The organism is Nocardia violaceofusca NBRC 14427 (assembly GCF_963869435.1).
Lineage (GTDB): Bacteria > Actinomycetota > Actinomycetes > Mycobacteriales > Mycobacteriaceae > Nocardia > Nocardia aobensis.
In genome coordinates this window covers 24887-49077 of the sequence record NZ_CAWMPM010000039.1, presented here as the reverse complement: position 1 = coordinate 49077, position 24191 = coordinate 24887, and the positions used below count along the sequence as shown (strand labels likewise).

The following is a 24191-nucleotide window of genomic DNA, read 5'->3' as shown; positions in this document are numbered from 1 at the left end:
GTCCGACAGATCGGACCGTTGCGGAAAACCGTTGTGCCGATTCAGATTCCGTGCAGCCGCCACAGCGGCGACACGGGTCCGTGCCCGGCGCCGAGATCGTAGGACGCCTCCAGACAGCGCGTGGTCCATTCCTTGGCGAAGGCCACCGCCTCGGGCACCGGGTAGCCGTGTGCCAGGGCGCAGGCGGAGGCGGCGGCCAGGGTGTCGCCGCCACCGTGATCGTTGCCGGTCGTGATGCGGGGTGCGGTGAGTTCGTGGAAGCGGTCACCGTCGAACAGCAGATCGGTGCTGAATTCGGAGGAGCGCAGATGACCGCCCTTGACGACGGCCCAGCGCGGGCCGAGTGCGATCAGCGCCTCGGCGGCCTTGCGGGCGCTGCGGTCGTCGGTGACGGCGATGCCGGTGAGCAGCCGCACCTCGTCCAGATTCGGGGTCACCAGCGTGGCGCGCGGAATGAGAACCGAGCGCAGTGCGTCCAGGGCTTCCGCGTGCAGCAGCGGGTCGCCGTGCATCGACGCAGCCACCGGGTCGACCACCAACGGCACTGTGCCGTCGCGTCCGATACCGACCTCGTCGCAGACCTGGGCCACGGCCTCGATGATCGCGGTCGAGGCCAGCATGCCGGTCTTGGCCGCCGCGACCCCGATATCGCCGGTCACCACCCGCACCTGATCGGCGACGGTCTGCGGCGGAATCTCGTGGAAACCGCTGACCCCGACCGAGTTCTGCACGGTCACCGCGGCCACCGCCACGCAGGCATGCACGCCGAGCAGTGCCATGGTCCGCGAATCGGCCTGAATTCCGGCCCCACCCCCGGAGTCGGTTCCGGCGATCGTCAGCACCCGGACCGGCGTAGTACCCGGTTCCGGCAACGGCAGCAGTTTCACGAGACAGACCCTACGACGCGCCGGCCCGCGACCGCAGCGTGGTCATTCACGCGGACGTGCCGATCGCGCATTCCGCCGATGCGGGAGGCCGGGCGCGTACGGTCGAGCCAACAGGATCATTCGAATCCTGCCGAACAAAGGACCCTCATGTCCGATAAATCTCCGCGCAGCACCATGTCCAAGAAGTCCGGCAAGTCGCTGAAGGAGAAGCGAGCGGAGAAGAAGGCCAAGGACGTCACCCCATCGGGTGTCGAGACCACAGTCCAGGGGAAGAAGCAGCGATAGGGCGCCCCGGCTGAGCAGTCGGCACGACTGCTCAGCCGCCGGGGGATTCACCGGACCCGGGCGAAGAACGTCCGGATGTCGCCGACCAGGACCTCCGGCGCCTCATGCGCGGCGTAGTGTCCGGCCGCGTCGTTGGGTCCGCCGGTCACCGATCCCACGTCGTAGGAATTCCAGCTGACGATGTTCTCGTGGTCGCGCTCGGCGAACCGGCGGATCGACCGGAAATCCCCGGCGAACATGGCCAGCGCGGTCGGGGTGGTGGTCGGTCCGGACGGACGCTCGGTGGCGTGGGCGTTCTCGTAGTAGAAGCGGATCGAGGAGGCCGCGGTGCCGGTGAGCCAGTACAGCGCGATATTGCCGATCACGAATTCCGGATCGAGACTTTCGCCGAAAAGCTGTGCGTTCCAGCCCAGCAGACCGAGCGGAGAGTCGCTCAACGCGTAGGCCAGTGTCTGCGGCTGCTGGCTGCACAGAATGTTGAACGCCATCTTGTTGTCCTGGAACCACTGCAGGTGTGCGAGCGCGCCCAGATCCTCTTCGGAGAGCCCGTCGAATTCGGCCGGGTCGCCGGAGGGGAAGGAGAACAACTGCGTCACGTGGACGCCCACCACGCGATCGCCGGCCAGCCGGCCGATCTCCGGGGAGATCATCGACCCACCGTCGTTGCCGATCGCGCCGAAGCGCTCGTAACCGAGCCGATCCATCAGCTCCACCCAGGCGCGCGCGGTGCGCTGGGTGCCCCAGCCGGTGCTGCGGGTCGGGCCGGAGAAGCCGAAGCCCGGCAGCGACGGCAGGACCACGTGGAAGGCCGGATGGTCGGGGGATTCCGGTTCGGTCAGCGCCTCGATCACGTCCAGGTACTCCAGCACCGATCCGGGCCAGCCGTGGGTGAGGATGACCGGCAACGCATCCGGCCGCGACGAGCGGACGTGCAGGAAGTGAATATCCTCGCCGTCGATCTCCGTGCGGAACTGCGGATGCGCATTCAGTCGCGCTTCCGTTGCGCGCCAATCGAAGTCGTTCAACCAGTACTTCGCCAGCGCGCGCACCCGATCACCCGGCACACCGTAGGCGTCGCCGACGCCGGGCAGTTCGTCCGGCCACAGTGCCCGGCGCAGCCGATCGGCGAGGTCGTCGAGGCGGTCCTGCGGGATGTCGATGTGGAACGGGCGGATGGTCATGATCGTCTCCCTTTTGGAACGGAATGTTTCGTTCTGCTGGAACAGTATCAGAACGGATCATTCCGTTTCAAGTGTTAGGCTGAAACCATGCCGAAATCAGCCGACGCCCCAGCTCACCAGGCCCTTCCCGGTCGCAAGGCGCAGGCCGCGCGCAACGACGGGATCATCCTCGACGCCGCTCGCGCCGTCTTTCTCGCCGATGCGACCGCCCCGATCTCGGCCGTCGCCGAGCGGGCCGGAGTGGGGATCAGCGCGCTGTATCGCCGCTATCCGAGTAAGGAGTCACTGCTGCGCACCCTCTGCTACCAGGGTTTGTGCCGCTACAACGCCGAGGCCGAGGCCGCGCTGGAGTCGGCGGCCGACGTCGACGTGCTCGCCGAATTCCTGCGCCGGGTGGTCGACGCCGATGTGCATTCGCTGACCGTGCGACTGGCCGGCACGTTCACCCCGGACGAATCGTTCGGGCCTCAGGTGCAACGCTCCGCGGAGCTGAACGAGGAAATACTGCGCCGGGCACAGGTTTCCGGCGCTGTCCGCGACGGAGTGACGATCGCCGATCTCAGCCTGGTCCTGGAGGCTTGCGCCGCGATCCTCCTCCCTGATGCCACTCGAACCGCGCAGTTGCGCCACCGCATACTCGCTCTGCTGCTCGACGGACTGCGCACCCCCGGCGAACTTCCCGGCCCCGCACCACAACCCGACGATTTCGTCGCCCGCTGGCAGCCCCGGAAGTAGCAGCGGTACCACGGCGGGTGCCGAGGGGCCTGGGTAGCCGCCGGGGTCACCGGTCGGCCGAAGCGCGGCCGACCCAGGCGGTAAGTGCGGTGTTCAGTCCCTCGGTAGTGGAATCGCCTGCGGCCCAAGCGATATACCCGTCAGGTCGGATGAGCGTGTACACGGGCGCCGGAACCGGGCCGGATCCGGGGACGATCCATTCGGTGGCCGGATCGGACGCGCACACGATGTCCACCCGGTCCTTCCACTCGCTGATATCAGGAATCTCGGTCGCGTTGCGCACCAACAGAATCGGACGTCCCGAACGCATCAGCTCGTGCACGCGGGTGGGCCCGTCGGCGGTCGCGATATCGGCATCCGGTACGCGCCGGCCGCACAGCGGGTGCTCGTTCCCGCAGTCGTAGCGGATGTCCAGGGCGGTGATCATGAGTCCGAGGCGGTGGCGCACCTCATCGATGTCGAAAAGTTCGGACATGCTGTCGCGCAACGCGTCCACATGCGCACCGGGCCGTGACAGCGCCGTCTGAGCGCGCGTGTTCCGCAGTACGCGCGCGGCGATCGGATGGCGTTCGGATTCGTAGGTGTCCAGCAGTGCGTCGGAGGCGTTGCCGCGCAGCACGGCCGCGATCTTCCAGCCCAGATTGACCGCATCCTGCAGCCCCAGATTCTGGCCCTGGCCACCGGCCGGGAAATGGATGTGCGCGGCGTCGCCCGCCAGGAACACCCGGCCGACGCGGTAGCGGTCGGCCTGCCGGGCGGCATCGCCGTAGTGGGTGACCCACCGCGGGCTGTGCATGCCGAAATCGGTGCCCGCGAGTTCGGTGAACGCGCTGCGGAATTCGTCGAAGGTCAGGGCGCTGCCGCGCTCGCGCACCCGGTCGTGGCACTGGGCGATCAACCGGTACCACCCGGGCTCGAACTGGATCACCGAATAGTCGCCGGTCGCACCGCGGGCGCCGAAGAACAGCTCGGCGGGGGGAGCGGTGAGTTCGACGTCGGCGATCATGCCCGTCACCGTCGCGTCCGTGCCGTCGAAGCCGATGCCCGCGAGCTTGCGCACCGAACTGCGCCCGCCGTCGCAGCCGACCAGGTAGGCCGCGCGGATCCGGCGCGGACGGCTCCCGCCGACCTCGACCTCGACCCCGGAATCGTCCTGGCGGAATCCGGTGACGGGCGAATCCCATTGCACAGGCGCGCCGGCCGCCGTCGCGTGGCGGTCCAGTTCGCGCTCGATCACCGACTGCAACACCGCGAGGGTGTACGGGAAGCGGGTGTGGAAATCGCCGAAGTCGAGCGGGAGTCCGCCGAAGTGGCCCCGCGGCAGTGTGCGCCCCTGCCGCAGCAGGTCGTCGAGCAGACCGCGCTGGTCGAGGATCTCCATGGTGCGCGCGTGGATACCTCCGGCCCGCGATTCGCCGGTTCGTGCCGGCAGCGCGTCCAGTACCTCCACCGCGACCCCGGCCAGTCGCAATTCGTACGCCAGCATCAGCCCGGTAGGCCCGCCACCTGCGACGACTACATCCGTTGTGGGCACGCCCCGCTCCTTAACATCGTTAAACCCTTAACGCTGTTAAGGACACCAGAATATTGTTAAGCTGTCAAGCAATCGACTGGAGGTGCGATGAAACTCGACGCCAACGCCATCGGCGCGGCCGCGCTGGAGCTGCTGGACGAGACCGGGCTCGACGGGCTGACCATGCGCAAGGTGGCGTCCGCGCTCGATGTGCAGGCGCCGGCGCTCTACTGGCATGTCAAGAACAAGCAGGAACTGCTCGACGTGATGGCGCGCGCGGTCTTCGCCGCCGCGGTCGACCGCGTGGAGGGGCCGCGCCGGGGCGAGACCTGGCAGGACTGGATCGCCGAACTGGCCGGGCGCCTGCGCAGTTCGATGCTGCGGCACCGCGACGGCGGCAGACTGCTCGCCGGTACCTACGTCAGCGACGAATCCATGTGGCGCACCATGGAATTGACCCTACGCACGCTGGAGGACGCCGGGTTCTCCGCCGACGAGGCGGGGTGGGTCTTCCCGATCGTCCTGCACTACACGGTCGGATTCGTGATCGAGGAGCAGGCGCGCACCGGTGTGGATTACGGCGCCGACAACCCCTATTCGCATATCGAACGGGCGGTCGACCGCGATCGTTATCCGCGCACCGCGAATCTGGTCACGAAGCTGTCCGCCATGGATCCGAACGACGAATTCGACCACGGCGTCCGCGTGATCATCACCGGCATCCGGACGCTCGCGAACATCGAGCGATGAGCTGACGTCCGCGGGCCGGCGGCACATCTGCGGCGCCGACGCGCACCCTGGCGGCGGGCAGGCGTCGGCGCACGCAGCGCAACGGCAGCACCGTTACGGCACAACAGCTTTCGCTGTCACGACACGACGGGCAGATAGACCTTTCCGCCGGCCTCGGCGAATTCGGCCGACTTCTCGGCCATACCGGCCTCGATGGCTTCCACGTCGGTGAGCCCCTGCTTCTCCGCGTACTCGCGCACATCGGCGGAGATGCGCATCGAACAGAACTTCGGACCGCACATCGAGCAGAAGTGGGCCGTCTTGGCGGGTTCGGCGGGCAGCGTCTCGTCGTGGTACTCCCGCGCGGTGTCGGGATCCAGCGACAGCGCGAACTGGTCGTGCCAGCGGAATTCGAAGCGCGCCTTGGACAGTGCGTCGTCGCGTTCCTGTGCCCGCGGACGCCCCTTGGCGAGATCGGCCGAATGCGCGGCGATCTTGTAGGTGATGACGCCGGTCTTCACATCGTCGCGATTGGGCAGCCCCAGATGTTCCTTCGGGGTGACGTAGCAGAGCATCGCGGTGCCGGCCTGCGCGATGATCGCCGCGCCGATCGCCGAGGTGATGTGGTCGTAGGCCGGGGCGATATCGGTGGCGAGCGGGCCCAGCGTGTAGAACGGCGCCTCCTCGCACAGCTCCTCCTCGAGCCGCACGTTCTCCACGATCTTGTGCATCGGAACGTGGCCCGGGCCCTCGATCATCACCTGTACGCCATGCGATTTCGCGATCTTGGTCAGCTCGCCGAGCGTGCGCAGTTCGGCGAACTGCGCCTCGTCGTTGGCATCGGCGATGGAACCGGGCCGCAACCCGTCGCCGAGCGAGAAGGTGATGTCGTATTTCGCCAGGATCTCGCACAGTTCCGCGAAGTTGGTGTACAGGAAGGATTCCTGGTGGTGAGCCAGACACCATGCCGCCATGATCGAACCGCCGCGCGAGACGATGCCGGTGACGCGCTTGGCGGTCAGCGGAACGTACCGCAGCAGCACCCCCGCGTGCACGGTCATGTAGTCCACGCCCTGCTCGGCCTGCTCGATCACGGTGTCGCGATAGATCTCCCAGGTCAGCTGGGTCGGATCGCCGTTCACCTTCTCCAGTGCCTGGTAGATCGGCACGGTGCCGACCGGCACCGGCGAATTCCGCAGGATCCATTCGCGGGTCTCGTGGATGTTCTTACCGGTGGACAGGTCCATGATGGTGTCGGCGCCCCAGCGGGTGGCCCACACCATCTTCTCCACCTCTTCGGCGATCGAGGAGGTGACCGCGGAATTGCCGATATTGGCGTTGATCTTCACCGCGAACTTCTTGCCGATGATCATCGGCTCACATTCGGGGTGGTTGTGGTTGGCGGGGATCACGGCCCGGCCGGCGGCCACCTCGTCGCGAACCAATTCCGGCGAAACACCTTCGCGCGCAGCGATATACCGCATCTCGGCGGTGATCGCGCCGGCTCTGGCCCAGGCCAGCTGAGTACGCGGTCCCGGCACGTCCGGCTGGGTCCAGCCGGCGCGGAGCTTCGGCAGTCCGGCCTCCAGGTCGATCGTGGCCGAATCGTCGGTGTACGGGCCGGAGGTGTCGTAGACGTCGAAGTGTTCGCCGTTGGTCAGGTTGATCCGGCGGACCGGGATGCGCAAGGTCGTCCCGTCGGCTTCGATCTGCTCGTAGTGCTTTGCGCTGCCCGCGATGGGGCCCGTGGTGACATGGTTCGACGACATGTGAGCTCAGTCCTCCCTACGCCGGCATTACCCGGTCAGGTTCGTACGGTCGACGGCCCTGAACCGCCCGAATGGGCTAGCCGTCCTCTCAGCCCGCTGGTGCGAGCCCCCGTTGGCACGATGTGGTACCCGGCCGAGGGTACCGCGCGCCCGTGGGGCGCGTCACTGCCCCTGCCATCGGAACCTGGATCGGACTCGGTGATTCGACCGGCCGCGTCACGCCGAATACAGTGCGTCGATCTCGTCGGCGAAGTCGCGCAGCACCACGTTGCGCTTGAGTTTGAGCGAGGGGGTGAGATAGCCGTTCGCCTCGGTGAATTCGGTGCGCAGCAGCCTGAACTTGCGGACCGCCTCGGCTCGGGATACGGCCGCGTTGCCGTCGTCGACGGCGGCCTGAATCGCGTCGAGCAGCTCCGGGTCGGAGCTGAGGTCGGCGAGGGTGGCCTCGGAGGATTTGCCGTGCAACTGCTTCCAGATCGGGAAGTGCTCGCTGTCGACGGTCACCAGACAGGTGACGAAAGGTTTGGCGTCGCCGACGACCACGACTTCCCCGATGATGGCGTGGGCTCGAATGCGGTCTTCGATCACCGCCGGGGCGACGTTCTTGCCGCCGGCGGTGACGATGAGTTCTTTCTTGCGGCCGGTGATGGTGAGGTAGCCCTCGTCGTCGAGCGAGCCGATGTCGCCGGTGGCGAACCAGTCGTCGCGGAACGTGTGTGCGGTGGCCACGGGGTTGTTCCAATAGCCGGGGAACATCTGGGGGCCCCGCAGCAGGATTTCGCCGTCGTCGTCGATGCGGACCGTGGTGCCCGGCACCGGCTGGCCGACGGTTCCGATCTTCGGCCGGTCGTCGGGATTGAAGGTGGCGATTCCGGAGGTTTCGGTCAGTCCGTAACCCTCCAGCACCGTGAAACCGACGCCGCGGAAGAAGTGCCCCAGCCGTTCGCCGAGTGGAGCACCACCGGAGAGGGCGTGCGTGGCCCGGCCACCGAGCGCGGCTCGCAGCTTGCGGTACACCAGACGGTCGAACAGCTGATGGCGCAAGCGCAGCCCCAGCGGGATGTGGTCGTTGTCCAGGGCTCGGCTGTAGGCGATCGCCGTATCGGCCGCGATGTCGAAGATCCGGCCCCGGTGCGTCAACTGCGCCTGCGTGCGGGCCGCGTTGAAGACCTTCTCGAAAACCCTCGGTACGCCGAGGATCAACGTCGGCCGGAAGGTTCCCAGCTCTTCGGTGATGTTCTTGACATCGCCGACATGACCGATCTTGATCGGTACGAGCGCGGCGGCCACCTCGACGATCCGCCCGAAGACATGGGCCAGCGGCAGAAACAGCAGGACCGACGACTCTCCCGTGCGGAACAGCTGCGGCAGGCGTGCGGTCGCGTTGCTCAGTTCGCCGAGGAAGTTGCCGTGGGTGATCCGGCATCCTTTGGGCCGGCCGGTGGTGCCGGACGTGTAGACGACGGTCGCGAGAGAGTCCGTTGCGATCGCGGACCGCCGTTCGTCCAGTGCCGCGTCGGTGACCTCGGCGCCGGTGCGCGCGAGGGTGGCGACCGCGTCCGCCTCGATCTCCCAGATGTGCGCGAGATCGGGCACCTGTTCTTGCACCTTGCCCACGACGGCCGTGTGCGCGGCGGTTTCCGTGATCACCGCGACGGCTCCGGAATCGGAGAGTATCCATTGCACCTGTTCTGCGGAGGACGTCTCGTACACCGGAACGGTGACGGCCGCGGCACACCAGATGGCGAAATCGAGCAGTGTCCACTCGTACCGGGTGCGGGACATGATCGCCACCCGGTCGCCCGGTTCGATACCGGTGGCGATCAGGCCTTTGGCCGCCGCTCGCACCTCGGCGAGGAATTCGACCGCGGTCAGATCCTCCCATCGGGAGTCGCGTTTTCGAGCGATGACCGCAACGTCGGGATACTGTTCGGCGTTGCGGTGAACGAGATCGCCGAGTGTGGTGCCGGGGGGAACTTCGTGCAGGGCCGGCAGGCTGTATTCGCGCATAGCTGCTCCTCACAAGCCACGCTGCCGATGATGTGCACCGCACTGGACGGGATGGGAAAGCCGCGTTCCGCGTGCTGTGACGTCTATCACATTGTAGTCTCGTCGGGACGGTGTACTCCGCCGATCAGCGGCGAGCGGGCAGGATCTCGCCGCTGACCTCACCCAACGCGATCCGCGCGCCGCGCGGGCCGGGGGCCGTCGCGGTGAGAAGGACCGTATCCCCGTCGGCGAGGAACGTCCGCTCACAGCCGCCGACGTCGACGGGGTGGGCGCCGTTGCCGGACAGTTCGATGAACGATCCGCTCTGGTCCTGCCCGGGTCCCGAGATCGTGCCGGAGGCGAACAGATCGCCGGACCGGGTGCCGGCGCCGTTGACGGTCAGATGGGCCAGCATCTGCGCCGCGGACCAGTACATCGCGCGATAGGGTGGCGCACTCACCGCGACGCCGTTCCAGTGCACCCGCACGTCGATGTCGAACCCCCAATCCTGTTGTCCCCGTAGGTAGGAAAGCGGTTCGGGTGTTTGTTCCGGCACCGCGATCCGGGCGAATTCCAACGCGGCGAGCGGAGTGATCCACGCCGCCATCGAGGTGGCGAACGATTTGCCGAGAAACGGGCCGAGCGGCTGTCCCTCCCACGCCTGGATGTCGCGGGCCGACCAGTCGTTGACCAGCGCCACGCCGAAGACGTGATCGGCGAAGTCGTCCACCGCGATCGAGGTGCCGACCTCGGAACCGACGCCGACGACGAAGCCGAGTTCCGCTTCGATGTCCAACCGCGCGGAGGGCGCGAATTCCGGTGCGCCCGAGCCGGTCCGGCGCTGCCCGAACGGCCGTCGCACCGGCGTGCCCGAGACCACTACGCTGCCCGCGCGCCCGTGATAGCCGACCGGCAGATGACGCCAATTCGGCAGCAGCGCTTCACCGTTCGGCCGCAGGAAGCCGCCGAGACGGGTGGCGTGGTCGATACTGGCGTAGAAGTCGACGTAGTCGCCGATGGATATCGGCAACTTCAGCCGCACCGAATCCAGCGAATGAATCGCTTCCGCGGGCAGCGGACCGCGCGCGGCTTCCCGTAATCGTTCGCGCACGCTGTGCCAGTGGAGCGGGCCGCGAGCGAGAAAGTCGTTCACCGTCGGTTGCGCGAAGCACGAATCATCCAGTAACGCAGCGATATCCAGCACGTATGCGCCGAGCCGGACGCCCACGCGGAACGGCCGGCCGGGCGGTGCGAAGACTCCGTACGGCAGGTGGTCCGGTCCGAAGGGGTCGTCGTCGGCCACCGGGGGCCGCACCCTCGCGGTCACGCCCGCTCCGAACTCGGCCCGCGCCCCGACCAGGTCCACGCATAGTCCGGATCCTCGCAAGCCAGGGCGCCCTCGCCGAGACCCAGGGGGCGGAAGGTGTCGACCATCACCGCCAGTTCGTCGAAGAATTCCACGCCGATGCTGCGTTCGTAGGCGCCCGGTTGTGGACCGTGCGCATATCCGCCCGGATGCACCGAGACCGAACCCGGTCCGATACCGGAACCGCGGCGGGCTTCGTAGTTTCCGCCGCAGTAGAACAGGATCTCGTCGGAGTCGACATTGGAGTGGTAATAGGGCACCGGAATCGACAGCGGGTGATAGTCGACCTTGCGGGGAACGAAATCGCAGATCACGAAGTTGGTGCCCGCGAAGGCCTGATGCACCGGGGGTGGCTGATGGATACGACCGGTGATCGGCTCGAAATCGGCGATGTTGAACCGGTACGGGTACAGGCAGCCGTCCCAGCCCACCACGTCGAACGGGTGCTCGGCGTACACCATGCGGGTGCCGAGTATTTCGGCGCCGGGCCGATGTTTCACCAGAACCTCGACCTCGGCCCCGGACTCCTGCAGCGGTTCGGCCGGACCGTGCAGATCCCGCTCGCAGTACGGCGCATTCTCCAGGAACTGGCCGAACGCGGACAGATAGCGCTTCGGCGCGGTGATATGTCCGGTCGCCTCGACGATATAACCGCGCAGCGGTTCCGGTCCGTCCGGCCGCCAGCGATGCGTGGTCGCCCGCGGCAGCAGCACATGATCGCCGGCGCGCACCGGCAGCCGCCCGAAGACGGTGTCCACCACACCCGAACCGGCCTCGACGTAGACGAGTTCGTCACCGATCGCGTTGCGGTACAAGGGAGATTCGCGCAGCGCCGCCACATAGGAGATACGCACGTCGTCGTTGCCGAGGATCAGGCGGCGGCCGGTCACGACATCGGTCTGCGCGAGCACGGACTCGGGGAACAGTTCGTGCAGCCGCAGGTGCCGGTGCCGCAGCGGATGGTTCGGCACGGTCCGCGAATTCGGCGGCCGCCACGCGGAGGAGTCGACGATGGCCGGCGGCAGGCCGCGGTGATACAGCAGTGACGAGTCCCCGGTGAAGCCTTCCTCGCCCATCAGCTCCTCGTAGAGCAGCTGCCCCCGTTCGTCACGATGCTGGGTGTGCCGCTTCGGCGGTAGGGAACCCAGTTGCCGATAGAACGCCATACCGCTCTCCCGCCGGGTCGCTGGTCGAATGGACGCCGATTTCCATTTTAGCTAGCGCTATTGCCGGAGAGTGCGCAGTTTGGTCGGCAGATCTACCAGTCGAGCGGCGGTTTCGCGGCAGCCGCTCAGGCCGAGCGCAGCGCGCGGTAGACCGCCGCGCCGACGAAGGCGCCCAGATCCTGCGGCGTCCACGTGTCGCCCTCGGTCACCAGTGTGCGCACCGCGCCCTCACCGGCGGATACCCACAGCTCCACCAGCGCGGGCAGTTTGCGCTCCGCGTCGACGGTTCCCCACGCCTGCAGGGTGGGCCGCAGCCGACGGGTGCACCGCTCGACCGCGAAACTGCGCCCGCGCCCGAACGAACTCGCCACCGCCGGATCGGGATTGCCGTGCAACAGTTTCCAGGTGTCGGGACGCTTGGAGACGGTCTCCAGCAGGGCGCGGAAGCCCTCGATGAAGACCTCTTCGTCGGCCTCGACCCGGCGCGGTGGCAGGGCGTCCATGATGCCGGCCAGCAGCAGCCCCTCCTCACGCTGGATGAGGGCGTTGATGAGTTCGACGCGGTCGGCGAAGCAGGCGTAGACCACCGGCCGGGTCACGGTCAGGCGTTCGGCCACGGCGGCGATGGTGACGGCCGCGATGCCCTCGTCCGCCGCGATGCGCAGCGCCGCGTCCAGAACCTGCGGGCGTCGGCGTTCGGGGCCGAGATGCTGGGCCCGTTGACGCGGTCGCACCGCGGATTCCGAAGCCATGGCGAACAAGATAGCAGTGGTAGAGGCCGATTATGCCGGTCGCATCGCGCCGCTGCCGGGCAGGTGTGCGGGCGGGACGCGGCCGATCGCGGATATCGAATGCGAGCATATTCCGAGCAAATCGCCGCGAGGCGGCGCACGATTGGGAAAAGTGAATCGCGGATGGACTGGTCCGCCCGCGTAAGTTACCGCGAATTCTCTAGTCTCGGCCGGTTACGGTTGCGTAAGTGAACCCGGGTACGGCAACCTCCGACGGAGAACATTCCACGACGGCGAGGAGGCCCTGAGCGTGTCGCACTACAAGGCGAACATTCGGGATATCGAGTTCAACTTGTTCGAGGTGTTGGGGATCGGTGCGCTGCTGGACGCCGGCGCGTACGGCGATCTGGATACCGAAACCGCACGCGGAATGCTCACCGAGGTGCAGCGGTTGGCCGAGGGGCCGGTAGCCGAATCGTTCGTCGACGCCGATCGCAATCCGATCTCGTTCGATGCCACCGAGCACGAGGTCGTGGTGCCCGACCCGCTGCGCAAGACGGTCGCGGCGGTCAACGAGGCCGGCTGGTCCGGGCTGGGCATGCCCGAGGAGATGGGTGGCGTCGACGCCCCGTCGCCGCTGATCTGGGCGACTCAGGAAATGCTCGTCGCGGCGAACAATTCGGCCAGCTTCTTCAATATGGGCCCGCTCATGCACCAGGTGCTCTATCGCGAGGGCACCGAGGAACAGCGCCGGTGGGCCGAGCACGCCTGGGAGAACCGCTGGGGCGGAACGATGGTGCTCACCGAACCCGATGCCGGATCCGATGTCGGCATGGGCCGCACCAAGGCCGTCCAGCAGCCCGACGGCACCTGGCACATCGAAGGCGTGAAGCGTTTCATCTCCGGCGGTGACGTCGGCGATACCGCCGACAACATCTTCCACCTCACCCTGGCGCGGCCCGAGGGCGCCGGCCCGGGTACCAAGGGCCTGTCGCTGTTCGTGGTGCCGAAGTACCTGTTCGACTCGCAGACAATGGAATTGGGCGAGCGCAACGGCGTGCTGGTGACCAATCTCGAACACAAGATGGGCATCAAGTCCTCGCCCACCTGTGAGCTGACCTACGGTGGCGACAAGCCCGCGGTCGGTTATCTGGTCGGCGATGTGCACAACGGCATCGCGCAGATGTTCAAGGTCATCGAGAACGCGCGCATGATGGTCGGCGTGCTGTCGGCGGGAACGCTGTCCACCGGATACCTGAACGCGCTGGAGTACGCGAAGTCCCGCGTCCAGGGCGCCGACCTGACCCAGATGGCCGACAAGACCGCTCCGCGCGTCACCATCACCCACCACCCGGACGTCCGGCGCAGCCTGGCGCTGCAGAAGTCCTATGCGGAGGGCCTGCGGGCGCTGTACCTGTACACCGCGGCGTACCAGAACGACGATGTGGCACAGGCGAATTTCGGCGCCGACCCCGACACCGCCGCGCGGGTCAACGACCTGCTGCTGCCGATCGTCAAGGGCGTCGGCTCGGAACGGGCGTACGAAACCCTCACCGAGACGCTGCAGACCTTCGGTGGGTCGGGATATCTGCAGGACTACCCGATCGAGCAGTACATCCGCGACGTGAAGATCGACTCGCTGTACGAGGGGACGACCGCGATCCAGGCGCAGGACTTCTTCTTCCGCAAGATCGTTCGCGACAAGGGCGTGGCACTGGCACATGTCGCCGGGCTGATCCAGCAGTTCGCCGAGAGCGAGCCCGACACCCTGAAGGCGGAGAAGACCCTGCTGGGCGCCGCGCTCGCGGATGTGCAGGCGATGGCGACCGCGCTCACCGGTTATCTGGTGGCCGCGGCGCAAACGCCGGAGGAGATCTACAAGGTCGGCCTGGGTTCGGTGCGTTTCCTGCATGCCGTGGGCGATCTCGTCATCGGCTGGCGGCTGCTCGCGCAGGCCCAGGTCGCGCAGGCCGCGCTGGCCGGACAGCCGTCGGAGAAGGATCGGCTGTTCTACACCGGAAAGGTCGGTGTCGCATCGTGGTTCGCCAAGAACCAGCTGCCGCTGCTGAGCGGTGTGCGGGCCGTGGTGGAGAACCTCGACACCGACATCATGCAGATGGAGGAGGGCGCCTTCTAGGCCGAAGAGCTCTCACCGCGCACACGGCCGGCCGGGAAATCCCGGCCGGCCGTGGCGTATTCGTGTCCGACTCGCCCGCGTGTGGTACCCGAATGCGGGTACAACTGTCGGCATGGTGTTCCCGATGGCCTTCGGCTGGATCCAGGCATTGCTGGCGGTGCTCTTCGTCGTCGCGATCGCGATGCTGGTCACGGCCGTGCTCCCCGCTCGGAAAGCGGGCTGGCGCAGGCATATCGGGCGCGGCGCGAGCGGTCTGGTGGTGCTGCTGGTGGCGATCGTCCTGCTGTGGGCGGTGACGCTGCTGCAGACCTACCTCGGGCTGACCGGTGAGGTGAAGGCCGCGCACGTCGTCGTGAAAAGCGTTGCGGGCAGCGACCATACCCTCGATGTGGAGCTGACGCTCTACGGCGACGGTCATCACGACGAGACCCGTCAGACCTATCGGATCGAGGGTGATCTGTGGGTGCTACAGGCCGATATCGTGGAATTGGAGCCGTGGGTCAACGCGCTCGGCTTCCATTCCGGCTACAAGGTGACCCGGCTCTACGGGCAGCGGCTCGACGGCACCGCGGTGAGTCAGCACCAGACCATGCTCAACGGCGGCGACGGTGACTTCTTCACCGATATGCGCGATCACAGCTGGTACACCGAACCGTTCATCCGCTCGGCATACGGCAACGCGGTGATCGCGATGCCCGGCAGCTACGACGTCTACATCTCCCACGACGCCATCAAGACCCGGCAGAGCTGACCTCCGGCGCCGGCTGCTGCTCCGAGAATTCGACCACCACGGGTGCGTGGTCGCTGGCGCCCTTCCCTTTTCGTTCCTCACGGTCGACGCCGGCGTCGGCGGCGCGGGCGCTCAGCGCGGGGGAGGCGAGGACGAAATCGATGCGCATACCCTCCTTGCGCGGAAAGCGCAGCTGGGTGTAGTCCCAGTAGGTGTAGACACCCGGGCCGGGCGCGAAGGGGCGCATCACATCGGTGAATCCCGCCGCCACGACGGCATCGAACGCGGCGCGCTCCGGCGCCGAGGTGTGCGTCTTGTGCGCGAAGAATTCCGGCGACCACACGTCGTCGTCGGTGGGGGCGATATTCCAGTCGCCGCACAGCGCGATCTGCGCCGACGGATCGGCCCGCAGCCACGCTTCCGCCGAATCACGCAGGGCGGCAAGCCATTCCAGCTTGTAGGTGTAGTGCGGATCGGTCAGCGTGCGCCCGTTGGGTACGTACAGGCTCCACACCCGGACGCCGCCGCAGGTGGCGCCGATCGCCCGGGCCTCCACCACCGGCGCGCTCAGCAGCGAGGCCTCGGCGTCCTTGTCGAATCCGGGCTGGCCCGGGAAGGTGACCTCGACGTCGTCGATGCCGACCCGGGAGGCGATCGCCACCCCGTTCCACTGACTGAAGCCGGTGTGCACGATCTCGTAGCCGGCTTCCTCGAACCGCTCGGCCGGGAACTGGTCGTCGCGGCATTTGGTTTCCTGGATGGCCAGCACATCGATATCCGCGCGGTCCAGCCACGACACCACCCGATCCACGCGAGATCGAATCGAATTCACATTCCAGGTGGCCAACCGCATGAGGCGAGATTAGCCGCCCGATTCACTCCCGCCGGTGGCGGCCCGCGTCGGGATCCGGGGCGGCGTAGCGGTAGTTGTGGTGGTCGACGAAGCCCATCTCCCGGTACATCGCGAGGGCGGCGGCGTTGTCCGCCTCCACCTGGACGTAGGCGTGGGTGGCGCCGCGTTTGTAGCCCCAGTTGATCAGTTCGGCGCAGACGAGGGTGCCCAGGCCGTGCCGGCGGTGTGGTGCGGCGACCGCGAGGCAGCTCAGCCCGATCCAGCGGCGGCCGTCGGGGGCGGTGGTGAGGGCGCCGCGGCCGATCGCCAGCGGGGTCGGCAGGCCCAACGCGGCGAAACCGAGTTCACCGTCGCGGACCGCGGTGAGCACGCCGGTGTCCGGCAGCGGCGCGGCCACGTCGACGGTGTCCTCGCCGCGGTGCCGGTGCAATTCCAGCCACGCCGGATGCGGGCCCTCGTCGATGCGGACCATCGACGGACCCTGCGGCAGGACGAACGTGGAGATATCGATGCCGAGCACCATCGTCTCGCCCCAGGTGAGCCAGCCCGGCGGCACCGGAGCCAGGCGATCGGGGAGCCGAAGTTGCAGCGGCAGGCCGTGTTCGGTGTACCACTCGCCGATGCGGTGCAGCGTACGCATGTCGAGGGCGGCGTTGCGGCCCGATTCGCCCAGCGGCACAGCGGAATTCGCGCGATGGGTGTAGCCGTTGCCGATGCTGCACAGCCAGCCGTCGAACCAGGCCCGTTCGAGTCCGGGCCAGCCGTCGATGGCCGCCGCTTCCAGCGCGCGGATCTCACCGATCCGAATCGGCCGCGGGCCCAGTGCTTTCACCGCGACCACCCGATCGGTGGTGATGGTCACCACGGTGCCGTCGGCGGTGCGGACCTGCACCGGATCCGGTGCCACGAGCTCGCCGATCACATCCGTGAACTGCTGTGGATAACCCTCGGGCAGGCGGTACCGCACCACCACCCGGCGCCCGATCGGGATATCGGGACGGTCAGTCGTCATGCCCGAACGGATCCGGTACCTCGCCCGGTACCCAGCTCAAACCCGGTGTGCCCCAGCCGTTGCGCTTGATCGCCTTCTTCGCGGCGCGGGCGTTGCGCCCGATCAGCACGTCCACATAGAGGAACCCGTCGAGGTGGCCGACCTCGTGCTGGAGCATGCGGGCGAAGAACCCCTCGCCCTCGATCGTCACCGGCTCGCCGTGTTCGTCGGTGCCGGTGACCCGCGCCCAGTCCGCGCGGCCGGTGGGGAACTGCTCACCCGGAACGGAGAGGCAGCCCTCCTCGTCGTCGTCGGGATCGGGCATGGTCTCGGGGATCTCGGAGGTTTCCAGCACCGGATTGATCACCGCGCCGCGCCGCCGCCGCACCGAACCGTCGGGCTGCACGTCGGGGCAGTCGTAGACGAACAATCGCAGCGATTCACCGACCTGATTGGCGGCGAGCCCGACTCCATTGGCGGCGTCGAGGGTTTCGTACATGTCCGCGATCAGGCCGGCGAGTTCGGCCGGCGACTGCGACACCTGCGCGGTTGGGTTGTGCAGAACCGGATCGCCGACGATGCGGATCGGGAGAATCGCCATGGTGGCACACTTTACGCGGCGCCGCGTGTGCGGCCCGACACGCCGTACGACGCCTCGGTGAAGGGGTGTGCCGCGTGGTTGAATGACGACGACTGTCGTCCGTTGTTGATTCGGCGAGGGAGCGATATGGACAGCGCAGCGGCCCGGAATCTATCCGCAAGCGAGGACAGCTCCGCGAGCGAAGAGATCGCGGCAGTGATCGAAGGCGCCTCCGGCGCGGTGGCCGGGACCGCCCCCGAGGGTGGCGTGGTCGACGGTCTCACCCGCCGCGAACTGGAAATCCTCGATTTCGAGCGCAAGTGGTGGAAGTACGCGGGCGCCAAGGAAGAAGCCATCCGGGATCTGTTCGCGATGTCGGCCACCCGCTACTACCAGGTCCTCAACGCCGTCGTCGACAAGCCCGAGGCGCTGGCCGCCGATCCGATGCTGGTGAAACGGCTGCGCCGGTTGCGGGCCAGCCGGCAGAAATCGCGGGCGGCGCGGCGGCTGGGCTTCCAGGTCTGACCGGCGGATGTCCGATGCGCGCGCTCGCTCATCCCTGCGACTAGGGTCGACACCGTGAGCAACCCGAATCCGCCCACCGGTGGACCGCCGCTGCGAGCACTCGCGATGGTGCTGATCGCGCTGGCCATCGTCTTCGCGGGCCTCGGCGCGATGTCGCTGTCGAATTCGACGTCCGATTCCGCTGCCGCGGAGACCTCGTCGGATACCGAGACGACGGCCGCCCCGGTCACCACCACCCGCGCCGCCGCCACGACGCCCTCGACGACGGCCGCCACGACCACCGCGGCGCCGGCGACCACGCTCACGACGACCACCGCGGCGCCGACCAGCACCGCGGCCGGTGTGGACAAGACCGTCCCGGTCCGGGTGCTGAACAACAGCACCGTCGCCGGCCTGGCCTCCAAGACCGGGAGCCAGCTCACCGCGGCGGGCTTCGACGTCACCGAGACCGGCAACTACCCCGGCGGTGTGATCGCGAAAACAACTGTCTACTACGGAAATTCCCCGCACGAACGGGAGACGGCCCAGGCGATCGCGAATGAGCTGGGCGTATCGGCCGAGCCGCGTTTCGCCGGAATCGCCGACTCGCCGCCGGGCATCATCGTCATCGTCACCGGTAACTAGGACCCAACCGAGCCCCACCAGTGCGGTGCACAACGGCTCTGGCATCATCTTGTCCGGTAAGGAATCTGTTCAACCAGCACTACTCGTAAACTCGGTACTCGTAAAGGAGTTCTCCGATGGCCCCCTCCGCAACCCGTCGCCCCTCCTGGCGGACTGTGACACCGATGCTGGCGATCGCGGCTTTCGGCCTGGTCGCCTGCAGCAACAGCCAGGAGTCGAGCGACGTCAAGGGGACCACCCCCGCGGTGTGGACCGGTAGCGCCGGTCCGGCGGAGAACTCCGGCACCGGCGCCGAGCAGAACCCGCCCTCCGGCGATTCGGTGTCGGTGCAGTTGAAGGATCCCTCGGGCGCGCAGGTCGGCACCGCCACCATCGCCAAGTCGGGCGACAAACTGCAGATCACCGTCGACGCGCACGGCCTGCAGCCGGGCTTCCACGGCCTGCACATCCACCAGAACGGCAAGTGCGAGCCGAACTCCACCGCCCCGTCCGGCGGCGCGCCGGGCAACTTCCTCTCGGCCGGTGGTCATCTCCAGGTGGGCGAGGCGAACACCCACCCGGCCAGCGGCGATCTGACCTCGCTCGAGGTCGGCAAGGACGGCACCGCGAAGCTGGTGACCACCACCGACTCCGTGACGCTGGACCAGATCAAGGGCAAGGCGCTGATGATCCACGCCGGCGCCGACAACTTCGGCAACATCCCGAACCGCTACCTGCAGGCCAACGGTGGCGCGCCCGGGCCCGACGCCGAAACTCTGGCAACCGGCGACGCGGGCGGCCGGGTCGCCTGCGGCGTCATCGGGTAAGAGCGGATTCGTCATGGGTGGGGCTGGCTCTCGAACGGTTCCCTGGAACGGCTCGCCCCGCCCGACGCTGGGCGTCGAATGGGAGATCGCGCTCGTCGACAAACAGACGCGCAATCTCTCCAACACGGCCGCCGCGGTCTTCGACCAGGTCGGTGATCTGCGGGCGCCCAACGGGCCGCCGCACGTCACCAAGGAGCTGCTGAAGAACACGGTCGAACTCGTCAGCGGTGTCCACGACACCGTCGGCGAGGTGGTCGACGAGATGCACACCACGATGGACACCGTGCGCGCGGCCGCCGACCGGGTCGGTGTGGATCTGTTCTGCGCGGGCACCCATCCGTTCGCCCAGTGGTCGACGCAACAGCTGACCCGCTCCGAGCATTACGACGAACTGATCAGCCGCACCCAATGGTGGGGGCGTCAGATGCTGATCTGGGGCGTGCACGTGCACGTGGGAGTCTCGCACCCGGAGAAGGTCTTTCCGATTCTCAACACGTTGCTGCTCTCCTATCCGCATCTGCTGGCGCTGTCGGCGTCCTCACCGATGTGGGCCGGCATCGACACCGGGTACGCGAGCAATCGCGCCCTGATGTTCCAGCAGCTGCCGACCGCCGGATTGCCGTTCCAGTTCGAGAACTGGTCGCAGTTCGAGTCCTTCGTGCACGACCAGATGAAAACCGGTGTGTTCGAACAGCTCGGCGGCATGCACTGGGATATCCGCCCCGCGCCGAAGTGGGGGACCATCGAGGTCCGTGTGTGCGACGGAATCCCCAGTCGCTTCGAACTTTCCGCACTCGTCGCGCTGATCCACTGCCTGATCGTGGATCTGGATCGCCGGGTGGAGGCGGGCGAGACCATGCCCACCCTGCCGCCGTGGCATGTGCAGGAGAACAAGTGGCGCGCAGCGCGTTACGGGCTGGACGCGATCATCATCACCGACTCCGACAGCAACGAGCGGCTGGTCACCGACGATCTGATGGATCTGCTGGACCGATTGCAGCCCACCGCGAAGCTGCTGCAGTGCGAGAACGAACTCGCGCGAGTGCCCGATATCGTCGAGCGCGGGGCGTCGTATCAACGGCAGCGGCGAGTGGCGGCGGCCGCGCAGGGCGATCTGGTGGCAGTGGTGGACGCGCTGGTCAAGGAACTGAACAGCTGAGTCGGCGGGCTGTGGCCCACTCAGCGGGGCGGCGCTGAATCGTTTCGAGCCGCCGCTACTCGTGCCCGATAGGTAGGAATCGGGCGACCTGCTCGTCGGCGAGGAAGTCCAGCAGCAACCGGTTCACGAGCTCGGGCTTTTCCAGGGGCAGCGCGTGCGAGGTCCCGGGAACAACGGCCAGTTGCGCATCGGTGACGGTACGGGCGAGCAGCGCGCTGTGCTCGACCCGCACCCAGTCGCCGTCACCCTGCATGAACAGTGTCGGTGCGGTGATGCGAGCGATGTCGTCGAGCGGAATCTCGGGCTCCTCGCGCCACATGCGCATGATCTTGTCGTACACGACCGGGAAGTGGTCCGGGCCGTCCGGCGACAGCGGCGCGTGCAACCCTTCGAACATGGCACGGGTGCCGGCGTCCTCGGCGAATCCGTCCAGTGCCGCCCGCGATGACGCCCACTCACCGTCCAGCGACAGATACTGGCCGATCACAACGAGTTTGCCGACCAGCTCCGGCCGCGTGATGGCCACCAGCGCCGCCACCGCGCCCCCGTCGCTCCAGCCGATCAGATGGGCGCCGCGCAGCGCCATGGCGTCCAGCCAGGCGGCCGTATCCTCGGCCATCGCCGCATAGGTGATCGGGCCGGGCACATCGGCGGTCCTGCCGTGTCCGCGGCGCTCGGGGACGTACACCCGATAGTGCCGGGCCAGCTCGCCCACCTGCTGTCCCCACGACTCGGCCGTCCCCAGCCCGCCGTGCAACAACACCACCGGCGCACCGTCCCCGTGCACCTCGTAGTAGGTCCGCAACCCGCGCGCGTCGATGTATTCACCCATGCGTGCAGTCTGGTCCGAAGGCGTCGCATCCGTCGCGCGGACCGCCGAGATGTGGCCCAGCTCGCGGGTTCACCGGGGCGACACCAGGTTTCGGCCGTGCCATGGCGCCGTACGACGAGGGCGACCGGCGGCGCTGACTATCGGTGTTCGCCGGCGCGTTGGAATTCGCGCCAGGTCTTCTGGGTTTCGGTGAGTTTCGGGCGGGGAGTCCGGTTGCGGAAGAAGTTCACCACCATCGTCACCGGAACGATGAATGCGTGAAAGAAGATCAGGTACGAGCCGCCGTCGAAGAGGAAGGCGAGGTAGAAGGCGTAGCCCAGGAAGATGCCGCCGAAGATGCCGTTGAAGGATCGTGTCGCGTTGCTCTGACCCTGCTGCACCGACGCCATGGCGATCATGACGATCCCGCTGATCGCGAGCAGAGCGACATACCAAGTGAACATGGCTCGAACTGTGGCAGCGCGGCCCTGGTAATCGCTTACGGAAAAGTTGTCGCGGCGAGCGCCCGTCGCGACAATGGCGCAGATCACATCCGTCGCCGACGTTTCCGCTGTGCGAGGGGCGGCGTTCATCACCTGTTTACGATGATCGGGTGCTGCTCGATGATCCGCGTTCCGACTTCGGTGACGCTCGCCGTGGACGGTTCCGGAAGTGGTCGCCGCACATCGGGGTCCGGGTGCTGCTCATCGCGGTCCCGGCGCTGCTGATCGGGTTGCAGATCCTGGCCGTGCGCAACAACTTCGAGGGCCCGCTGCACAGCCTCTGGGAGGACTTCGCCGGGACGCCCAAATCGGTCTCCGTACCGTGGGCGGGGCTGGCCCTGGCGCTGGTCGGATTGTCGTGGCGGTGGCGGTTTCTCGCCGTGGGCGCGGCGGTGATCGTCGATGCCTTCTGCGCGACGATCCGCGTGCTGCTCGGCGGTTCGCTGACCGTCGGCAACGGCGCGGTCATCGCCCTCACCGCGGTGGCGTTGATCGCCTGGCTCGGCTGGGACGGTACCCGCAAACGCAACGCCCTGCGGGCGGCGGCGCTGGGAGCGCTGCTGATCATCGCCACCAAGGTCGGCGATGTGTGGCTGCACTTCACGGTGGTGGCCGGCCCGGACGTCCGTGACCGCTATCTGGTGCTGGCCGATCACGCCTTCGGTGAACCCGCCTGGGTGATGGGCCGGGTGATCGACGCCCTGGGGCCGGGGGTCTACGGCGTATTGCATTGGGTCTACATCGAATTGCCGGTGGCCGCGATGGCGGTGGCGGTCTGGCAGTTGCGCAAGGTGGTGCGCACCGGGACCTGGCCCCGGCACTATCTGGTGCGCACCTTCCTGGTGCTGGGACTGGTCGGCCCGGTGATCTACCTGATCTTCCCGGTGGTCGGGCCGATGTTCGCCTTCGGACCGGACGGCCACGGCCTGCAGGTCGGCAACTACTGGCCACATCTGGTTCCCCCCACCGACTACCATCCGAAGCCGATGCCGTTCGACCGGTATACGCCGCGCAACTGCATGCCCTCGATGCACACCGCCTGGGCGACCGCGGTTTTCCTGCACACCCGCCGCGACAACGACGGTGCGCCGGCGCCCCGCTGGGTGCGCTGGCCCGGCACGTTCTGGTTGCTCGCGACGCTGTCGGCCACCCTCGGTTTCGGCTATCACTACGGCGCCGACCTGCTGGCCGGGGCCGTGCTGGCTCTGACCGTCGAATCGGTGTTGCGCGCACCCGAGCGCGGCTGGGATCGGGCGCGCGCACTGCTGGTCGCCGCCGGATTCACACTGCTGATCGGGTTGCTGCTCGCCTACCGGTATCTGGCGGTGTGGATGGCCGAATATCCGCTACCCGCCGGGATCATCGCGCTCGGGTTGTTCGCCGGATTCGTGGCGGCGTTCTACCGCACCTGGTTCGCGCGCACGACCGCGGATGTGGCAGAACCGGTCGCGGCGTAGGGATTCGGCGTAGGGGATTCAGTCGTCGGGCAGGTCCTCGTCGCCCATCTCGTTGATCAGCAGCAGCCCGTCGCGATGACGTTGCTCCCGATAGGCCGTCCGGCCGACCAGGTGGGCGATGGCCGGTGCGGTGACGAGGGTGAACAGGCCGACGAGAACCAACATCCAGACGTTGGGATGGCCGCGCAACTGGATCGCCGAACCGATCAGCATCAGAACCAGGCCGACGACTTGAGGTTTCGTCGCGGCGTGCATGCGCGAGAGGGTGTCGGGGAAGCGCACGATGGCGATCGCCGCGGTGGCGGCGAGGAACGCCCCGAGCAGGATGGTCCCGTACGACAACCAGATCAGCGCGGTATGGAACATGCCGCTCATTTGTCGTCCCGCACCCGGAACCGCGTGACCGCGGCCGATCCCAGGAAGCCGACCAGCGACAGCGCGACGATGCCCGGCACCACCGTGGTGTCGTCGCTGTAGGCGGCCCACACCGCCAATCCGGCCGCGGCGATGCCGACCAGCGAATCGATGCCGACGACCCGGTCCAGGGTGCCGGGACCGGCCAGCACCCGGAAGGATGTGAAAGCCGCGGCGGTCGCCAGGAGTACGCCCGCCACGATCGCGACAAAGGTCATGGATTTGCCTCCGGTAATTTGCGGGACACCCG

The 24191-nt window shown here is 67.5% G+C and carries 25 protein-coding genes; 10 read left to right on the top strand and 15 right to left on the bottom strand.

Annotated elements, in window-relative coordinates; translation table 11 throughout:
* Window positions 1-41: 41 nt before the first annotated feature.
* The gene (gene thiD, locus AC5592_RS29100) at window positions 42-887 is read right to left on the bottom strand and encodes a bifunctional hydroxymethylpyrimidine kinase/phosphomethylpyrimidine kinase (RefSeq protein WP_036506350.1); all 846 of its coding nucleotides are present in this window, start codon (window positions 885-887) and stop codon (window positions 42-44) included.
* Between the two features lie 147 nt (window positions 888-1034).
* On the opposite strand from thiD, the gene AC5592_RS29095 reads away from it, so the two are divergent.
* Window positions 1035-1172 (top strand): hypothetical protein, encoded by a 138-nt coding sequence (locus AC5592_RS29095; RefSeq protein ID WP_086007310.1) that lies wholly within the window; start codon window positions 1035-1037, stop codon window positions 1170-1172.
* A gap of 47 nt (window positions 1173-1219) precedes the next feature.
* On the opposite strand, the gene AC5592_RS29090 is transcribed toward AC5592_RS29095, so the two are convergent.
* Window positions 1220-2353 (bottom strand): epoxide hydrolase family protein, encoded by a 1134-nt coding sequence (locus tag AC5592_RS29090; protein ID WP_036506347.1) that lies wholly within the window; start codon window positions 2351-2353, stop codon window positions 1220-1222.
* A gap of 87 nt (window positions 2354-2440) precedes the next feature.
* On the opposite strand from AC5592_RS29090, the gene AC5592_RS29085 reads away from it, so the two are divergent.
* On the top strand, window positions 2441-3088 hold the full coding sequence (locus AC5592_RS29085; protein ID WP_063066061.1) for a TetR/AcrR family transcriptional regulator: 648 nt from the start codon (window positions 2441-2443) through the stop codon (window positions 3086-3088).
* Between the two features lie 46 nt (window positions 3089-3134).
* On the opposite strand, the gene AC5592_RS29080 is transcribed toward AC5592_RS29085, so the two are convergent.
* Window positions 3135-4622: an FAD-dependent monooxygenase gene (locus AC5592_RS29080; protein WP_157122299.1), complete on the bottom strand. Its 1488-nt coding sequence runs from the start codon at window positions 4620-4622 to the stop codon at window positions 3135-3137.
* A gap of 87 nt (window positions 4623-4709) precedes the next feature.
* Between AC5592_RS29080 and AC5592_RS29075 the strand changes: the two genes are divergently transcribed.
* Window positions 4710-5351, top strand: a complete 642-nt coding sequence (locus tag AC5592_RS29075; protein ID WP_063066059.1) for a TetR/AcrR family transcriptional regulator C-terminal domain-containing protein — start codon at window positions 4710-4712, stop codon at window positions 5349-5351.
* Between the two features lie 116 nt (window positions 5352-5467).
* Here AC5592_RS29075 and thiC read toward each other — a convergent pair whose 3' ends face one another.
* The 5 genes from thiC to AC5592_RS29050 form a co-directional block, all read right to left on the bottom strand.
* Window positions 5468-7099 carry a phosphomethylpyrimidine synthase ThiC gene (thiC, locus tag AC5592_RS29070; RefSeq protein WP_063066058.1) on the bottom strand — a complete coding sequence of 544 codons (1632 nt, stop codon included), beginning with the start codon at window positions 7097-7099 and terminating at the stop codon, window positions 5468-5470.
* A gap of 216 nt (window positions 7100-7315) precedes the next feature.
* A complete protein-coding gene (locus tag AC5592_RS29065) occupies window positions 7316-9109 on the bottom strand; it encodes an AMP-dependent synthetase/ligase (protein ID WP_063066057.1) in 1794 nt (597 codons plus the stop codon).
* Between the two features lie 124 nt (window positions 9110-9233).
* Window positions 9234-10415: a fumarylacetoacetate hydrolase family protein gene (locus AC5592_RS29060; protein WP_232329599.1), complete on the bottom strand. Its 1182-nt coding sequence runs from the start codon at window positions 10413-10415 to the stop codon at window positions 9234-9236.
* A complete protein-coding gene (locus tag AC5592_RS29055) occupies window positions 10412-11620 on the bottom strand; it encodes a homogentisate 1,2-dioxygenase (RefSeq protein ID WP_036506329.1) in 1209 nt (402 codons plus the stop codon). Before AC5592_RS29055 ends, AC5592_RS29060 begins: the two co-directional genes overlap by 4 nt.
* 125 nt (window positions 11621-11745) lie before the next feature.
* Window positions 11746-12372 (bottom strand): TetR/AcrR family transcriptional regulator, encoded by a 627-nt coding sequence (locus AC5592_RS29050; protein ID WP_036506326.1) that lies wholly within the window; start codon window positions 12370-12372, stop codon window positions 11746-11748.
* Window positions 12373-12661: 289 nt separating this feature from the next.
* On the opposite strand from AC5592_RS29050, the gene AC5592_RS29045 reads away from it, so the two are divergent.
* Together AC5592_RS29045 and AC5592_RS29040 are read left to right on the top strand one after the other, a co-directional pair.
* Entirely contained in the window at window positions 12662-14488 is a 1827-nt protein-coding gene (locus AC5592_RS29045) for an acyl-CoA dehydrogenase (RefSeq protein WP_036506323.1), read from the top strand.
* 112 nt (window positions 14489-14600) lie between these two features.
* Window positions 14601-15239, top strand: a complete 639-nt coding sequence (locus AC5592_RS29040) for a hypothetical protein (protein ID WP_063066056.1) — start codon at window positions 14601-14603, stop codon at window positions 15237-15239.
* Here AC5592_RS29040 and AC5592_RS29035 read toward each other — a convergent pair.
* The 3 genes from AC5592_RS29035 to AC5592_RS29025 are packed head-to-tail and all read right to left on the bottom strand — an operon-like array spanning window position 15220 to window position 17663.
* On the bottom strand, window positions 15220-16071 hold the full coding sequence (locus AC5592_RS29035) for an exodeoxyribonuclease III (protein WP_051025226.1): 852 nt from the start codon (window positions 16069-16071) through the stop codon (window positions 15220-15222). The genes AC5592_RS29040 and AC5592_RS29035 overlap by 20 nt on opposite strands.
* A gap of 22 nt (window positions 16072-16093) precedes the next feature.
* The gene (locus AC5592_RS29030) at window positions 16094-17083 is read right to left on the bottom strand and encodes an N-acetylglutamate synthase, CG3035 family (RefSeq protein ID WP_063066055.1); all 990 of its coding nucleotides are present in this window, start codon (window positions 17081-17083) and stop codon (window positions 16094-16096) included.
* A complete protein-coding gene (locus AC5592_RS29025) occupies window positions 17073-17663 on the bottom strand; it encodes a peptide deformylase (RefSeq protein ID WP_036506316.1) in 591 nt (196 codons plus the stop codon). Before AC5592_RS29025 ends, AC5592_RS29030 begins: the two co-directional genes overlap by 11 nt.
* A gap of 126 nt (window positions 17664-17789) precedes the next feature.
* Between AC5592_RS29025 and napA the strand changes: the two genes are divergently transcribed.
* The 4 genes from napA (at window position 17790) to AC5592_RS29005 (ending at window position 20756) form a co-directional block, all read left to right on the top strand.
* The gene (gene napA / locus AC5592_RS29020) at window positions 17790-18167 is read left to right on the top strand and encodes a nucleoid-associated protein NapA (RefSeq protein ID WP_036506314.1); all 378 of its coding nucleotides are present in this window, start codon (window positions 17790-17792) and stop codon (window positions 18165-18167) included.
* A gap of 54 nt (window positions 18168-18221) precedes the next feature.
* Window positions 18222-18791 (top strand): LytR C-terminal domain-containing protein, encoded by a 570-nt coding sequence (locus AC5592_RS29015; protein WP_036506311.1) that lies wholly within the window; start codon window positions 18222-18224, stop codon window positions 18789-18791.
* Window positions 18792-18907: 116 nt separating this feature from the next.
* Window positions 18908-19597, top strand: a complete 690-nt coding sequence (gene sodC, locus AC5592_RS29010) for a superoxide dismutase[Cu-Zn] (protein ID WP_036506308.1) — start codon at window positions 18908-18910, stop codon at window positions 19595-19597.
* Window positions 19598-19610: 13 nt separating this feature from the next.
* The gene (locus AC5592_RS29005) at window positions 19611-20756 is read left to right on the top strand and encodes a glutamate--cysteine ligase (protein ID WP_036506306.1); all 1146 of its coding nucleotides are present in this window, start codon (window positions 19611-19613) and stop codon (window positions 20754-20756) included.
* Window positions 20757-20811: 55 nt separating this feature from the next.
* Here AC5592_RS29005 and AC5592_RS29000 read toward each other — a convergent pair whose 3' ends face one another.
* Both AC5592_RS29000 and AC5592_RS28995 read right to left on the bottom strand, forming a co-directional pair.
* Window positions 20812-21588, bottom strand: coding sequence for an alpha/beta fold hydrolase (locus AC5592_RS29000; protein ID WP_063066054.1), 777 nt, complete (start codon window positions 21586-21588; stop codon window positions 20812-20814).
* Window positions 21589-21725: 137 nt separating this feature from the next.
* The gene (locus AC5592_RS28995) at window positions 21726-22163 is read right to left on the bottom strand and encodes a hypothetical protein (RefSeq protein ID WP_232329598.1); all 438 of its coding nucleotides are present in this window, start codon (window positions 22161-22163) and stop codon (window positions 21726-21728) included.
* Between the two features lie 89 nt (window positions 22164-22252).
* Between AC5592_RS28995 and AC5592_RS28990 the strand changes: the two genes are divergently transcribed.
* A complete protein-coding gene (locus AC5592_RS28990; RefSeq protein ID WP_063066081.1) occupies window positions 22253-23527 on the top strand; it encodes a phosphatase PAP2 family protein in 1275 nt (424 codons plus the stop codon).
* 18 nt (window positions 23528-23545) lie between these two features.
* On the opposite strand, the gene mnhG is transcribed toward AC5592_RS28990, so the two are convergent.
* Together mnhG and AC5592_RS28980 are read right to left on the bottom strand one after the other, a co-directional pair.
* Entirely contained in the window at window positions 23546-23902 is a 357-nt protein-coding gene (mnhG, locus tag AC5592_RS28985; RefSeq protein ID WP_083871318.1) for a monovalent cation/H(+) antiporter subunit G, read from the bottom strand.
* Entirely contained in the window at window positions 23899-24159 is a 261-nt protein-coding gene (locus AC5592_RS28980; RefSeq protein WP_036506297.1) for a monovalent cation/H+ antiporter complex subunit F, read from the bottom strand. Before AC5592_RS28980 ends, mnhG begins: the two co-directional genes overlap by 4 nt.
* Between the last annotated feature and the right edge of the window lie 32 nt (window positions 24160-24191).

What these genes read in the sequence shown, in the direction of transcription:
- AC5592_RS29065 (WP_063066057.1), bottom strand. Translation starts at nt 9,109, where the DNA reads ATGCGCGAATACAGCCTGCCGGCCCTGCACGAAGTTCCCCCCGGCACC.
- AC5592_RS29050 (WP_036506326.1), bottom strand. Translation starts at nt 12,372, where the DNA reads ATGGCTTCGGAATCCGCGGTGCGACCGCGTCAACGGGCCCAGCATCTC.
- AC5592_RS29075 (WP_063066059.1), top strand. Translation starts at nt 4,710, where the DNA reads ATGAAACTCGACGCCAACGCCATCGGCGCGGCCGCGCTGGAGCTGCTG.
- AC5592_RS29095 (WP_086007310.1), top strand. Translation starts at nt 1,035, where the DNA reads ATGTCCGATAAATCTCCGCGCAGCACCATGTCCAAGAAGTCCGGCAAG.
- AC5592_RS29040 (WP_063066056.1), top strand. Translation starts at nt 14,601, where the DNA reads ATGGTGTTCCCGATGGCCTTCGGCTGGATCCAGGCATTGCTGGCGGTG.
- AC5592_RS29025 (WP_036506316.1), bottom strand. Translation starts at nt 17,663, where the DNA reads ATGGCGATTCTCCCGATCCGCATCGTCGGCGATCCGGTTCTGCACAAC.
- AC5592_RS29005 (WP_036506306.1), top strand. Translation starts at nt 19,611, where the DNA reads ATGGGTGGGGCTGGCTCTCGAACGGTTCCCTGGAACGGCTCGCCCCGC.
- AC5592_RS29000 (WP_063066054.1), bottom strand. Translation starts at nt 21,588, where the DNA reads ATGGGTGAATACATCGACGCGCGCGGGTTGCGGACCTACTACGAGGTG.
- AC5592_RS29085 (WP_063066061.1), top strand. Translation starts at nt 2,441, where the DNA reads ATGCCGAAATCAGCCGACGCCCCAGCTCACCAGGCCCTTCCCGGTCGC.
- AC5592_RS29035 (WP_051025226.1), bottom strand. Translation starts at nt 16,071, where the DNA reads ATGCGGTTGGCCACCTGGAATGTGAATTCGATTCGATCTCGCGTGGAT.
- AC5592_RS29055 (WP_036506329.1), bottom strand. Translation starts at nt 11,620, where the DNA reads ATGGCGTTCTATCGGCAACTGGGTTCCCTACCGCCGAAGCGGCACACC.
- napA (WP_036506314.1), top strand. Translation starts at nt 17,790, where the DNA reads ATGGACAGCGCAGCGGCCCGGAATCTATCCGCAAGCGAGGACAGCTCC.
- AC5592_RS29030 (WP_063066055.1), bottom strand. Translation starts at nt 17,083, where the DNA reads ATGACGACTGACCGTCCCGATATCCCGATCGGGCGCCGGGTGGTGGTG.
- AC5592_RS29090 (WP_036506347.1), bottom strand. Translation starts at nt 2,353, where the DNA reads ATGACCATCCGCCCGTTCCACATCGACATCCCGCAGGACCGCCTCGAC.
- mnhG (WP_083871318.1), bottom strand. Translation starts at nt 23,902, where the DNA reads ATGAGCGGCATGTTCCATACCGCGCTGATCTGGTTGTCGTACGGGACC.
- AC5592_RS28980 (WP_036506297.1), bottom strand. Translation starts at nt 24,159, where the DNA reads ATGACCTTTGTCGCGATCGTGGCGGGCGTACTCCTGGCGACCGCCGCG.
- thiC (WP_063066058.1), bottom strand. Translation starts at nt 7,099, where the DNA reads ATGTCGTCGAACCATGTCACCACGGGCCCCATCGCGGGCAGCGCAAAG.
- sodC (WP_036506308.1), top strand. Translation starts at nt 18,908, where the DNA reads ATGGCCCCCTCCGCAACCCGTCGCCCCTCCTGGCGGACTGTGACACCG.